We start from the raw sequence: 12,071 nt of genomic DNA, 5'->3' as shown, positions 1-12,071 counted from the left end.
GACAATTGTCCATTTATCTACGCGGATAAGGAGGTGGCGCCGTGGCGCGCCGTGAGCCCCGGTCGGACGCCGTCGCCAATCGCGACCGCATCGTCGAGGCCGCGCGGGCGGCACTGAGCAGGTCCAACGGTGCGTCCGCCGACCTGAAGCTTCACGGGGTCGCCAAGGCGGCGGGAGTGGGGCAGGGCACCCTCTACCGGCACTTCCCGACCCGCGAGCACCTGCTGGCGGAGGTGTACCGGTACGAGTTGGCGCAGCTCGTCGACGCCGTGGCACCGCTGCTAGCGGAACATCCGCCGCTTCGGGCGCTGACCTGCTGGCTGCAGCGGCTGGTCGAGTATGCGCGGGTCAAGCGCGGTGTCATGGCGGCCATCGAGGCGTCGGCGTGGCGCGACCTCTCCTCGGGTCACCACCACCGACTGAACGAAGCGATCGGGACGCTGCTCGATCGGGGCAAGGCCGCCGCCGAAGTGCGCGACGAGGTCGATGCGACCGACGTCGTCCTTCTTCTGGGTGCGTTGTCGCGCATACCCGAACCGGAATGGGACGCCCGGGCGGACACGCTCGTGGCGGTCATCGTCGACGGCATCCGCCGCCGCTGAAGGGCGGCGCACCGGCCGCAGGTGCAGCGTGAGCGGATCGGCGGCCTTCGCGACGGCCGTGGCCGGTCCGACGGCGTCGCCTCGACCCGGGCACCTCTCTCGGCCCAGGCCCGCTACGCCGCCGGCACCCGCGAGATCCTGGAGTCGTGGCCGGCCGGGAGCCCCGTCCGGGAGGTACCTCATCGTCGACGGGGGCGGCCTGGCCGGTGCCGGAGCCCACTCCTACACCGCGGGCGCGCCGGGCTGAGCCCCGCCCGCCGCGGCGGACCGCCGGGAGCCGCCCCCCGGCGGGCGCCCGCCGGGGGGCACAGCACTCCGGCACTCAGCGCAGCGGGTCGAAGCGCCGCAGCAGCGCCGGGGAGCGGCCGGTCGCCATGGACTCGGCGAGCAGGCGCCCCGTCAGCGGGCCGAGCACGATGCCCCACATGCCGTGCCCGCCCGCGATGTGCACGCGCGGCGACGAGGACGCGCCGATCAGCGGCAGCCCGTCCGGGGTGCAGGGGCGCGAGCCGACCCACTCCTCTTCGCGGGCGGCGAAGTCCACGCCCGACATCAGCGGGCGCACCGACTCCACGATGGTGCTGATGCGCTGCGGGTTCAACGGGGCGTCGGGCGAGCGGAACTCCATCATGCCGGTGATCCGGAAGCGGTCCCCGAGGGGGTTGCAGGCGACCCGCTGGGCCGGGAAGTAGACGGGGCGGGTCGGCATGTCCCGCGGTCGGACGCTGAAGCTGTAGCCGCGTCCCGCCTGGACGCGCGTGCGTACCCCGAAGGGCCTCGCCAGGGACTCCAGTCGGACGCCGCTCGCGAGTACCGTCGCGTCCGCCCGCAGTTCCCGCCCGGAGGCGGCGGCCAGGGCGACACCGGAAGAGCCCAGGTCGCGCACTGCGGTCACGTCGAACCCGTCGACGATGCGGCCGCCGCGGGCGCGCACGGCGCCGGCCAGCGCGTGGACGAACTCGGGCGGGTTGAGGAAGCGCTGGCCGTGCACGCGCAGGCCGGTGTGCACGTTCGCGCTCAGCGACGGTTCGAGAGCGCGCAACTCGTCGCCGGTCGCGAGGTCGTAGGAGACCTCGCCGCCCGCGCGGCGCACCGCCGCGAACTCCTCGACGACGTGCCGTCGGTCGTCGGCGCAGGTGCACGCGACCAGGAGCGGGTCGGCGGACTTGACCGGGGCACCGATCCCGCTCTCGGCGAGCCGGTCGTAGGCCTCCAGGCTGACCCGGTTGACCTCGTCGAACACGGCCATGGCCCGCTTCCACCGGTCCGGGGCGCAGTTGCGGGCGAACGCGGCCATGAACGCCCACAGCCGCCGGTCGGGTGCGAGCGGCACCGATACCGGCGACGACCGGTCGAACAGCGACGCGAGTCCGCTGCGCAGGAGGGCCGGTTCGGGCAGCGGCAGCGTGAACGCCGGGGCAAGCAGCCCCGCATTGCCCCAGGACGCCTCCGCCGCGGTCCCCGTCCGATCGAGGACGGTCACCCCCACGCCGTGCTCCTGCAGGAACCACGCCGTCGACAGTCCGACCATGCCCGCTCCGACGACCGCGACGTGCTCCGGCTTCGATGCCCCGTTCACCTCACGGCCCCGCTTTCGTTCTGCATCGGCGTCTCCTTGCGGTGGCAGGGGGCGGCGCAGCGGACCGACCGCGGTCCGCTGCGCATCGCCCGCCCCGGCTAGTCGAGTGGTTCGCCCGCGGTCTCCGGCATCAGCGCGGCCGCAACGACGGCGACCAGCGCGGCGATGACGAGGTAGTAGGCGGGCATGGACGGGTCCTCGGTCTCGGTGACCGCGAACGTCAGCAGTAGCGGCGCCGTCCCCCCGAACACCGCGAAGGAGGTGTTGTAGCCGACCGCCACGCCCGTGCCGCGGACCCGCGCCGGGAACAGGGCCGGAAGCGTCGCGGTGGTCGTACCGAGCAGCGGGATGTGGCACGCGGTCAGGACCAGGACCCCCGCGAGCGCGCCGTGCCACCCGCCGTGCCGGATCAGCCAGAACGCCGGATAGGCGAGCGCGAGGTATCCGACCGCCGCCGCGATCAGCATGGGCCTGCGGCCGACCCGGTCCGACAGGGCCCCGGCGAAGGGGATGCCGACGGTGAGAACCCCGCCCGCGACGGCCACCAGCAGCTGCGCGGTCGTCGGCGCCGTGCCGACCTGCTGCGTCAGGTAGGTCGGCAGGTAGGTGAGCAGGACGTAGGTGCCGACACTGGAGTAGACGAGGATCGCGACGCAGAGCAGGAGGCGTCCGCGATGGCGGGTGAAGGTCTCCCTGATCGGCGCCGACGCCCCGGCGGCCTTCTCGGTGAGGGCGAGGAACTCGGGGGTGTCGGTCAGCCGCAGTCGCAGGTACAGGCCGATCGAGCCGAGCGGCAGGGCGAGCAGGAAGGGGATGCGCCACCCCCAAGCGTGCAGGTCGGCGTCGGAAAGCGCGTAAGTCAGGTAGGTGGTGATCCCCGACGCGAGCAGGAAGCCGCCGATCGCCCCGAACTCCAGCCAGCTCGCCCACAGACCGCGGCGCCGGTCCGGAGCGTACTCCACAACGAAGGTGGAGGCGCCGCCGTACTCACCGCCGACGGCGAACCCCTGCACCAGCCGGACGAGCACCAACGCGGCCGGTGCGGCGGCTCCGATCGCCTCGTAGCCGGGCAGCAGGCCGATGGTGCAGGTGGCCGCGGCCATGGTCAGGATCGTGATGGACAGCGTGCGCTTGCGCCCGATCCGGTCGTTCAACGGCCCCAGGACGAACGCGCCCACCGGCCGGACGACGAACGCCACCGCGAACGTGGCGAACGAGGCGAGCAGGGAGAGCACGGGCTCGGACTGCGGGAAGAACACCGCACCCAGTACGACGGCCATGTAGCCGTAGGTGGCGTAGTCGTACCATTCGGTCGCGTTGCCGATCATGGCCGCCGTCACCGCGCGCCGCCGGACCGCGGCGGTGACCTGCTCCTGCTGATGGCGCCGGTCCTGCGTGATGCCCACGTCGTCCGACCCGGCCGGTCGCCCCCCGCTCATCAGCCGACCTCGACGACGTCGGCACGGCCGGGCGTCAGCACCCGGGCGCCGTGCTCCTCCACGACGAAGGTCTGGCTGAGCCCCACGCCCGAGCGGCCGAACGAGCGGAACGACGCCGGAACGTGGAAGACCATCCCGCTGCGCAAGGGCTCGTGGTTGCCTCGGACGATGTGGAAGGGCGCGCTGTCCATCCAGTGCGGCTTGTGCGCCAGCCCGACCGGGTAGCCGAAGAGCCCGTGGAACACCACGTCGCCGGGCAGCCGGCCGACGGCCCGCCACGCGTGCTCGGCGACCTCCGAGCACGGCACCCCGGGTTCGGCGGCCTCCAGCACCGCCGCGAGCGCGGCGCGGGACAGCTCCGCCAGGCGCCGGTCGTCGGGGGAGAGCCCGCCCAGCACCAGTGTGCGCATGACCGGCGCGTGGTAGCGGTGATGGGCGCCGGAGAACTCCAGGAACGTCGGTCCCGGCGCCAGTCGGCGCCCCACCCAGCTCGAATGCGGGATGCCCGCCCGGTTCCCGGTGGCCACGACCGGTCCCCACGCCGAGGGGGAGTCGGCGCGCTCGAACAGCGCTCCGGCGATCGCAGCGGCGACCGAGGAGTCCGTGGCCTCGGGCCTGCCGGCCTCGGCGACGGCCGCGTCGGTGCCCGCGCCGGTGACCGAGGCGGCCCGCTCGACGCAGCCGATCTCCGCCGCCGAATGCACCAGCCGGACCCGCTCCACGAGGTGGTCGGGGTGGACGACCTCGACCTCCCGGGCCCGCAGGATCTCGATCGCCTGCGGCGGGGTTGAGGCGTGCCCGACCTCCACTCCCACCCGCGCTCCCGCCCCGAGCCCTCCGGCGGCGTCGTCGAGGAAGGTCCTGAGGCTGACCAGCGCGTCGGCGTAGCCGCAGAAGCGGATGCGCCCTACGCGGGAGGTGGCCAGAGCCCGGCCCACCTCCAGATCGGGCACGTAGAGGCAGGTGTCGGACTCGGTCACCAGCAGCGGCTGGGGTGCCGTCTCGGCCGTGTGGTAGCCGCACAGGTACTCGACGCTGGACGGCCGGAACACGAGCATGGCGTCCAGCCCGGCGCCGGCCATCCGGGTGCGGACGCCGTCCAGCCGCGCCCGGTACTCGCCGTCGGTGAACGGGCCCGGTTCGGCCCCCGTCACGGTCGCGGCGGCCTCAGCGGTGAGCCATTCCGGCGCGGCCCCCGAGGCGAGGCCGGCGACGTCCGGCTGGGGTTGTGGCAACTGGTCGCGGCTCATTCCGGCCCTCTTCTCCCTGTTGAGCGCGTGCCTCGGCGCATCCTTTCGCGGCGTCCCTCGCCGACTGGTTCGGCAGTCTAGGTATCGGCTTTCCTTCAGGTCTATTGGATGTTCTTTCAGCAGACGTTTTAGGGTTGCTTCATGGAACTGTCGCTGCACCGCCTGCGCATGCTGCACGAGTTCGCCCGGTGCGGCACGGTCACCGGCGCGGCGGCGGTGCTGCACTACACGCCCTCGGCGGTCTCCCAGCAGTTGGCGGTGCTGGAGCGCGAGGTCGGGGTGGAGCTGCTGGAGCAGGTGGGCCGGCGCGTCCGGCTGACGGAGATCGGGCGCGTTCTGGCCCGGCACGCCGCCGAGGTCCTGGCAGCCGAGGAGCGTGCCCGCATCGCCCTCGAACAGGCGCAGCGCACCGTCGATGCGGACCTCACCGTGGGGATGCCCGCGACCCTGGCCGGTTCCCTGGTTCCGCCGACCCTGGCCTTGCTGGCGCGACGCTACCCGGGGGTGCGCGTCAAGACCCGCGAAGTGGTCCCCGAGGAGACCGCCGCCGCCGTGCGCGACGGCGACCTCGACCTGGCGTTCGTCCTGGACTACCCCGGGCAGGCCCCCGCGTCCTGGGCCGGGGGACTGGAGGCCGCACTGGTCGGCAGGGAGCAGCTCTACCTGGTGGCGCCGCGCGGCACGCGCGGCGCCGCGGGTCCGGTCGCGATGGAGGACCTGGCCGCGTGCTCGTGGGTGGCTTCGGAGACCAACACCGAGTTCGGGCGGGCGCTGCGGCAGATGTGCCGCGACGCCGGGTTCACCCCGCGCATCGCCCACCAGGTGGACGGCCAGTCCACGGCGATGGCGATGGTCGCCGCCGGGCTCGGCGTGACCCTGGTGGCCGACCTCGGGCTCACCCTGCGCCCCGACGGCGTGGACGTGGCCCCGTTCGGGCCGCCGGTGCTGCGCCGGGTGCTGATCCTGCGCCGCGCGGCGACACGGGACCGCCCGGCCGAGCTCGCGTTCGTGCGTGCGGCGCTGGACACGGCGCAGTCCCTCGGCCTGGAACAGGACGGCGAAGCGGCCGCCCCCGCCGCCCCCTGACCGCCGCCGCCCGCACCGGCTCCGCCGGCTCCGGTGCCACCGGCATCGCCGCGGACGGAACGGGGGGCCGGGCGGGATCCCGGCCGCCGCTCATCCCCGTCCGGCATCCGCGCGCGAGCGCCGACGCAGGCCCGCGGCGGCGACGGCGGCCGCGGCCAGTCCCGCCAGAACGGCCAGCAGCGCGACCGGCCCGGCCTGCTCCAGCGCCCGGACCAGCGCCGACTGGACCCCGGTGGCGGCTGAGACCACAGGATCGGAGGCCGCCTGGCCCGACAGGACCCGCAGTTCGAACCAGCCGTAGTAGGAGACGTAGGCCCCGGCCGGAACGAGCAGCGCTCCGCCCGCGCGGCTCACGTACGGCAGGACGCGGCGCAAGCGCGCGGCGATCCCGTCGCGAGCCAGGGCGGCCGCCACCGTCAGCACCGCCACGACCAGGGCCATGCCGGCGGTGTAGGCGAGGAACACCCCGACCGCGCCGGTCGCGCCCCCTGCGGTGGCCGCGGTGGTCGTCACCGCCAGGAACGGGGCGACGGTGCAGGAGAGCGACGCGGTGGCATAGGCGGTGCCGTAGGCCGCGGCCCAGCGCAGCGAGCGGGTGGCCCGACCCGGCGAGGGTGTGCGCAGTCCGGGCACGGCGAACCGCCCGCCGCTGAGCAGCCAGACGCCCAGAGCGACCAGGACCGCGCCGATGACGACGGTCGCCCAGGGCAGATAGCGCTCCAGCGACAGCGCGAGCGGCGTGGCGACGAGCGCGAACAGGCCGAACACCGCGACGAACCCGCCGGTCATAGCGGTCGTGGTGGCCAACGCGCGCCCGAGCGCGGGCAGCCGTCCGGTCCGCGCATCGGGCGACTCGGCCACGAGCAGCGCCACATAGCCGGGCAGCAGCGCGAAACCGCAGGGGTTGAGGACCGCGAGCATGCCGGCGGCCAGGGCGATGGCGAAGGGGACCTGCTCCACGGGCTCAGGCCAGCACTTCGGAGTCGACGCGCTCGTCGATCTCCTGCTCGCTCATCGTGCCCGTGTAGGTGAGGAAGGTCCCCGAGGGGCGCAGGAACGAGAAGGAGGGCTGCGTGGTCACCTCGAACCCGGACCAGATGGAACCGTCGCCGTCGATGATGTGGCGCATGCCTCCGGTGCCGGTCGAGTCGACGAAGTCCGCCATGGCGGCGGGCTCGCCTTGCCCGGCGACGCCGATGAACTCCACATCGCCCTTGTAGCGCTCGGCGGTCTCGGCGACGTCCGGCGCCTCGCCCCGGCACACGGTGCACCAGGGCGCCCAGAACCACAGGACCACCGGTTCGCCCACCAGGTCGGCACCGTCGATCTCGCCGCCTCCGACGGTGGGCGCGGTGAAGCCGAGGGCCGTCGGCGGGCCCTGCCCGCCTTCGCCCTGCTGGGTCTCCCCACCGGGAGAGGAGGAGTCCGGGGCGCCTGCCGGTCCGCCTCCGCCGTCCTCGGAGGTGGCTGTGCATCCGGCGGCGAGCACGGCGGCCGCGGCGGCGGCCAGTGTGCGGAGAAGGGCACCTTGCATGGTCACCTCGGCTGCTCGTCGATGTCGCGATCCCAGGATGCCGCAGCCGCGCGAGCCTTCCGGTGCGTGCCGGCGGCGGGGCCTCCAATCCCGTTGGCACATCACCGTTGATCTTGTAGCTATCGTGAAGTAAAACGATTTTCAGTGACGATAGCTACAAGATCAACGGTGATTTCCTGCGCGGTTGGCCCGAGCCGCCACCGCTTCCTAGCATTCCTCCCATTGCTGGGGTGAGCGAGCCGCCGGCGTCCGACAACGGAGGAGATGGAGCAACGCGCCGGTGTGGAGCTGGATCCCGCCACCGCGGCGTCCGGACTGGCCAGAGGTTTCCTCATCGGGCTCGGCCTCTTCACCGCCACGATCGCCCTCATCGCGATGTTCGGCGGGTACGAGACCGCGGGCGGCCGGTCGTTCGGCGGGATGGCGGCCGTGCTCGGCCTGATGACGGGTGTCGCTGTCACGGAGGAGCTGCTGTTCCGGGGAGTCCTCTTCCGCCTGCTGGAGGAGGTCGGCGGTACCTCCGCCGCACTCGTCGTCTCGGCGGTGCTGTTCGGGGCCGTTCACCTGGCCAACCCGGGATCCACGGTGTGGGGCGCCTTGGCCATCGCCGTCGAGGCGGGCCTGATGCTCGGCGCGGCCTACGCCGCCACGCGCAACCTCTGGGTGCCGATCGGACCGGGTAGCCCCGGGCGGCGCCCGGCGAGAGCGACGAGCCCGGTCCGGACGTCCGGCAGCAGTATGAGGTCCGCTTGAACATCCGACACGCGCCCGCCGTCTCCGATCGTCCGGCCCTTCGCCGATCCTGCCGCATCGGCGAAGCACTTGGGCCGGAGTCCGCGCCGTCGGGGGCCGAAGGTATGCGGTGGCGGTGCCCGGCGACGGGCGGTGCGACACCGCGACCGCGTTCACGCGCGGGGCCGCCGGAGCAGGGCGAGGACCACGACCAGCCCGGCGGCGGCCAGAACAGCGGCGACACCGCTGTAGCCCGCTGTCTCGGCGATCGGTCCGCCAAGCAGGGGAGCGAGCAGGTAGCCCGCGATGCCCAGCTGCGACCACAGCACCATCGCCGTGACGATGCGCGGGGCGGGCACCGCTTCAAGCAGCACGCCGATCGAACCCGTGTTGGCCATGCCGATGCCGGTACCGCCCACCACCAGGGCCGCTGCCCAGACCGGCACCGACGCGGCGGCCCCTGCCCCGCCCAGCCCTGCGACCACCAGCACCGTCGAGGCCAGCAGCGCGGTGCGCGGACGCATCCGGGCGGCGAGCGCGGCGGCCGCGGCCACCACCACCGACGTCGCGGCGTAGAACACTCCGATCTGCCACTGGCCCAGCCGTGTGCCGAAGTGCAGAGGGAGCACCCCTTCGAGCATGCCCAGCGCCATCACCGCGAACGCGATACCGGCGCAGGCCGCCCAGAACCCGGGCGAGCCCATCGCCGTGCGGTCGCCGGTGAACCCCGGCCCGCGGGCGGGCAGCCGGCGCCGCAGCAGCACCACCGCGACCGCCATGAGCAGCGCGGCCGCCAGGTAGGCGGCGAAGGGGCCGCGGACTCCCGGAACCGACCCCAGCAGCGGCCCCAGCAGCCCGCCCGCGGAGTAGGCGGCGAAGATCCGGCTCATGCACACATAGCTCTGACCCGGCCAGTAGGACAGGGCCGCGAAGGTGACGCCCAGCCACAGGCATCCCGACCCCACACCCATCACCAGGCGGGCGGCGGCCAGGAGCGGTGCCTCGAAGGCGGCGAGGAAGCCGCCGCAGCCGGCGCAGATCAGCACCAGACCGGCGAGCACGACCCGCAGGGGCGCGCTGCGGCGCATCGCGGCGCCGCCCAGAGCGAATCCCGCGACCATGCCGAGGGGGAAGGCCGCCACAATCAGGCCCATGACAGCGGGTCCGGCGCCGGTGCGCTGGGCCAGTGCTGGCAGCACCGGGGCGATCACGCTGTAGCCGGCCGCGTCCAGGACTCCGAGCGCGACCAGGAGCCCGTAGGCGGCACCCGAACCCCGCCCGGTGAGGTCGCCGGGCCCCGGTGCGCCGACCGGCGCGGGGGCGGCGCTCACCGGGGCCGTCCCCAGCGCCCGGTACCGGAGTGCCCTCCCGCCTGCACGGGGGCCGGCCGCCCCATCACCACGTCGGCCGCCGAAGGGAACGCCTCCACGCACTCCTCGTTGAGCCGGTAGCGGCTGTAGGCGCCCTCGTGTTCCACGAGCACGAAACCGGCCTCGGCCAGGGCCTTGAGGTGGTGCGACACGGTCGACTGGCCCACATCCACCGCCGCAACGATCTCGCCGACACTCAGCGCTGCGCCGCGGCGGGCGAGCAGCGTGACGATCCGGATCCGCGTGGCGTCGGCCAGGGCTTTGAACCAGTCGGCGTAGCGCTCGGCTTCACGTCGGTCCACCACATCATCGCTCATCGGTAATCGACGATAATCGATGACAAGGGCGCGGTGCAATTCCTTCGGCCAAGGGCGCGCGGTGGCGGTCAGCGGGCGGGGAGCAGCCGGGGCACCGCGCGGACATAGACCACCATGCCGACCACCTCCACCAGGGTCTGGGTGACGACCACCAGCGCCGCGGCGGCCAACGAGTCGGGCAGGGCCAGGGCCAATGGAAGGACGACGAGGGAGTTGCGGGTAGCCCCGGTGAACACGATCGCCCGGCCGGCGGGTACGTCCAGGCGGAACAGGCGGACCACGACGAGCCCTGCGAATGCCATCACGACCAGGAACAGCACATAGAACGGCACGAGGCGGGCCACATCGGCCAGGCTGCCGCCCAGTCCGGGCACCTGGGAGGCGACCACGGTCAGCAGAGTGGCCGCCATCAGCGGCACCGCCGTCATGCCCACGACGTCGGCGGCCTTCCGCACCGCCCTTCGGCGGGCGGCCCAGGCCTGGGTGAGCCAGGCCAGCGCCAGCGGGCCGGCGATCAGCACGGCGAACGCCTCGACGAACGGGCCGGCCTCGACCACCCCGGCCAGTCCCGCCCCCATGAACAGCCAGAGGAAGCCGGGGAGCAGGACCATCTGTGCCACGAGCAGCAGCGGCGTCGCCGCGAGAAGCCGCCGGCTGCTGCCGCCGGCCAGCCCGCTGAAGACGATCACATAGTCCACGCAGGGGGTGAGCAGCACCAGCAGCACGCCCAGCCGGATCGCCCGGTCGTCGGGAAGGAACGCGAACATCGCCGCGACGACCAGCGGGACCACCGCGAAGTTGACCACCAGCGTGGCGGCCAGGAACCGGCCCGCCCGCACGGAACGCAGTAGCTCGGCTGCGGGCACCTGCAAGAACGTCACATACAGCAGGGCGCCGAGCACCGGGGTGACGGCGTGCTCCAACCCGCCTCCCGCCGTGGGGGCGGCCCGGCCGACCGCGGCGCCGACCGCCAGCGCCCCCACGTAGACGGCCACCTGGTGGCGCTCCATTCCCGCGACCAGGCCCTGGGGACCCTTCGGCACTCGTGTCCTCCTGCGCTCCGCATCGTTCGGCCCCGCCGGGCGGCGCGCTTTTCCGCCTGACCGCAGCAGGCGGCCCGGGAACGCGGTCGCCCCGGTCCTCGCGCGGGCGCCGTCACGTGCGCGACTCTACGCATCCCGGCCGCCTCGGCGACCTGCCCGCTGCGCAGCGCCGCGCACTCACCGGTCCGCCCCCGCTGCCGCGGCGGCGTGTTCGGCCAACCGCGTCTACGCGCACCCGTGCTCGTCGCGGCGGCGCTCCAGCATGACGGTGTCGCGCCAGACGCCGTGGTGTCGGGCGATGCGTTCGCGTACGCCCAGAGTGCGGAAGCCGGCGCTGTGGTGCAGGGCGAGGCTGGGTTTGTTCTCAGGGAAGACCGCGGTCTGCAGGGTCCACAGGCCGCCGGTGTCGGCGGCGGTGACCTGCTTGTGGATCAGAGCATTTCCGACGCCGCGGCCGCGGGCGGATGCGGCGACGTAGACCGAGGTCTCGGCCACTCCGGAGTAGACGGCGCGGGTGGAGACGGGGGCGGCCGCCGCCCAGCCGACGGGTTCGTCCTCACCGTCGAGTTCGGCGACCCAGCGCTGGCCGGGCAGCCACTTGGCGTCCAGGTCGGCCGCCGCGGGGACCTCGGTCTCGAAGGTCGCGTCGCCGGTGGCGATCCCCTCGTCGTAGATGCGGCGCACCGCGTCGAAGTCGCCGGGTCCCATGGCGCGCACGGTGACGTCGGCGGGCAGGTCGGTGGGGCAGCAGGGGCGGGAGTCGAGCAGTCCCATGACGGCGTCGGCGGCGTGGGGCAGGCCGGTGCAGCAGGCCGGGTTGATCATGACGCGGGTGGAGGTGCCGTGCTTGGTCAGGGTGATGAATCCGACCTCGGCGAGTTTGCGCAGGTGGTGGGAGACGGTGGGCTGGCGCAGGCCGAGGGCCTCGGTGAGTTCGCCGACCGTTGCGGCGCCGGGTGCGGAGGCGACGGTGTGCAGGAGTCGGACCCGGGCGGGTTCGGCCAGGCAGGCGAACCAGGCGGAGTAGGTCTCGGCGTCGGCGGCGGGCAGTGTCGGCAGCTGGGACGCGGTTGTCGTCTGGACCATGCCCTCATTATCGACCATGATCTATGGTTGCGT

12 protein-coding genes are annotated in these 12,071 nt (G+C 73.6%); 3 read left to right on the top strand and 9 right to left on the bottom strand.

Features of this window, described 5'->3' with window-relative positions:
* The first annotated feature begins 41 nt into the window (after positions 1 to 41).
* The gene (locus tag RM446_RS00850) at positions 42 to 602 is read left to right on the top strand and encodes a TetR/AcrR family transcriptional regulator (RefSeq protein WP_311543076.1); all 561 of its coding nucleotides are present in this window, start codon (positions 42 to 44) and stop codon (positions 600 to 602) included.
* 322 nt (positions 603 to 924) lie between these two features.
* Here RM446_RS00850 and RM446_RS00845 read toward each other — a convergent pair whose 3' ends face one another.
* The 3 genes from RM446_RS00845 to RM446_RS00835 all read right to left on the bottom strand — a co-directional run bounded on the left by RM446_RS00845 (position 925) and on the right by RM446_RS00835 (position 4,870).
* Positions 925 to 2,181 (bottom strand): NAD(P)/FAD-dependent oxidoreductase, encoded by a 1,257-nt coding sequence (locus RM446_RS00845; protein ID WP_311543075.1) that lies wholly within the window; start codon positions 2,179 to 2,181, stop codon positions 925 to 927.
* Positions 2,182 to 2,279: 98 nt separating this feature from the next.
* Positions 2,280 to 3,620 (bottom strand): MFS transporter, encoded by a 1,341-nt coding sequence (locus tag RM446_RS00840; protein ID WP_311543074.1) that lies wholly within the window; start codon positions 3,618 to 3,620, stop codon positions 2,280 to 2,282.
* A complete protein-coding gene (locus tag RM446_RS00835; protein WP_311543073.1) occupies positions 3,620 to 4,870 on the bottom strand; it encodes a M24 family metallopeptidase in 1,251 nt (416 codons plus the stop codon). The genes RM446_RS00840 and RM446_RS00835 overlap by 1 nt, the downstream gene beginning before the upstream one ends.
* A 141-nt stretch (positions 4,871 to 5,011) precedes the next feature.
* On the opposite strand from RM446_RS00835, the gene RM446_RS00830 reads away from it, so the two are divergent.
* Entirely contained in the window at positions 5,012 to 5,956 is a 945-nt protein-coding gene (locus RM446_RS00830; protein WP_311543072.1) for a LysR family transcriptional regulator, read from the top strand.
* A 90-nt stretch (positions 5,957 to 6,046) separates the two neighbouring features.
* Here the strand turns inward: RM446_RS00830 and RM446_RS00825 are convergent, their stop codons facing one another.
* Complete coding sequence (locus RM446_RS00825) at positions 6,047 to 6,916, bottom strand: cytochrome c biogenesis CcdA family protein (RefSeq protein ID WP_311543071.1); 870 nt, start codon at positions 6,914 to 6,916, stop codon at positions 6,047 to 6,049.
* A gap of 4 nt (positions 6,917 to 6,920) precedes the next feature.
* Positions 6,921 to 7,490, bottom strand: coding sequence for a redoxin domain-containing protein (locus tag RM446_RS00820; protein WP_311543070.1), 570 nt, complete (start codon positions 7,488 to 7,490; stop codon positions 6,921 to 6,923).
* A gap of 264 nt (positions 7,491 to 7,754) precedes the next feature.
* Between RM446_RS00820 and RM446_RS00815 the strand changes: the two genes are divergently transcribed.
* Positions 7,755 to 8,243, top strand: coding sequence for a CPBP family intramembrane glutamic endopeptidase (locus tag RM446_RS00815; protein ID WP_311543069.1), 489 nt, complete (start codon positions 7,755 to 7,757; stop codon positions 8,241 to 8,243).
* Positions 8,244 to 8,395: 152 nt separating this feature from the next.
* Here the strand turns inward: RM446_RS00815 and RM446_RS00810 are convergent, their stop codons facing one another.
* From RM446_RS00810 to RM446_RS00795, 4 genes are all read right to left on the bottom strand, one after another.
* Positions 8,396 to 9,553, bottom strand: coding sequence for an MFS transporter (locus tag RM446_RS00810; RefSeq protein WP_311543068.1), 1,158 nt, complete (start codon positions 9,551 to 9,553; stop codon positions 8,396 to 8,398).
* Positions 9,550 to 9,909, bottom strand: a complete 360-nt coding sequence (locus tag RM446_RS00805) for an ArsR/SmtB family transcription factor (protein ID WP_311543067.1) — start codon at positions 9,907 to 9,909, stop codon at positions 9,550 to 9,552. The genes RM446_RS00810 and RM446_RS00805 overlap by 4 nt, the downstream gene beginning before the upstream one ends.
* A 68-nt stretch (positions 9,910 to 9,977) precedes the next feature.
* Entirely contained in the window at positions 9,978 to 10,952 is a 975-nt protein-coding gene (locus RM446_RS00800; RefSeq protein ID WP_311543066.1) for an arsenic resistance protein, read from the bottom strand.
* A gap of 225 nt (positions 10,953 to 11,177) precedes the next feature.
* On the bottom strand, positions 11,178 to 12,038 hold the full coding sequence (locus RM446_RS00795) for a helix-turn-helix domain-containing GNAT family N-acetyltransferase (RefSeq protein WP_311543065.1): 861 nt from the start codon (positions 12,036 to 12,038) through the stop codon (positions 11,178 to 11,180).
* Between the last annotated feature and the right edge of the window lie 33 nt (positions 12,039 to 12,071).

Origin of the sequence: Streptomonospora wellingtoniae (genome assembly GCF_031845375.1) — a bacterium.
Classification (GTDB): Bacteria; Actinomycetota; Actinomycetes; order Streptosporangiales; family Streptosporangiaceae; genus Streptomonospora; species Streptomonospora wellingtoniae.
This window is presented reverse-complemented; position numbering and strand designations above follow the sequence as displayed.

Excerpts from the sequence above, each read along its gene's own strand:
- RM446_RS00820 (WP_311543070.1), bottom strand. The coding sequence starts at position 7,490 with ATGCAAGGTGCCCTTCTCCGCACACTGGCCGCCGCCGCGGCCGCCGTG.
- RM446_RS00840 (WP_311543074.1), bottom strand. The coding sequence starts at position 3,620 with ATGAGCGGGGGGCGACCGGCCGGGTCGGACGACGTGGGCATCACGCAG.
- RM446_RS00815 (WP_311543069.1), top strand. The coding sequence starts at position 7,755 with ATGGAGCAACGCGCCGGTGTGGAGCTGGATCCCGCCACCGCGGCGTCC.
- RM446_RS00795 (WP_311543065.1), bottom strand. The coding sequence starts at position 12,038 with ATGGTCCAGACGACAACCGCGTCCCAGCTGCCGACACTGCCCGCCGCC.
- RM446_RS00805 (WP_311543067.1), bottom strand. The coding sequence starts at position 9,909 with ATGAGCGATGATGTGGTGGACCGACGTGAAGCCGAGCGCTACGCCGAC.
- RM446_RS00835 (WP_311543073.1), bottom strand. The coding sequence starts at position 4,870 with ATGAGCCGCGACCAGTTGCCACAACCCCAGCCGGACGTCGCCGGCCTC.
- RM446_RS00830 (WP_311543072.1), top strand. The coding sequence starts at position 5,012 with ATGGAACTGTCGCTGCACCGCCTGCGCATGCTGCACGAGTTCGCCCGG.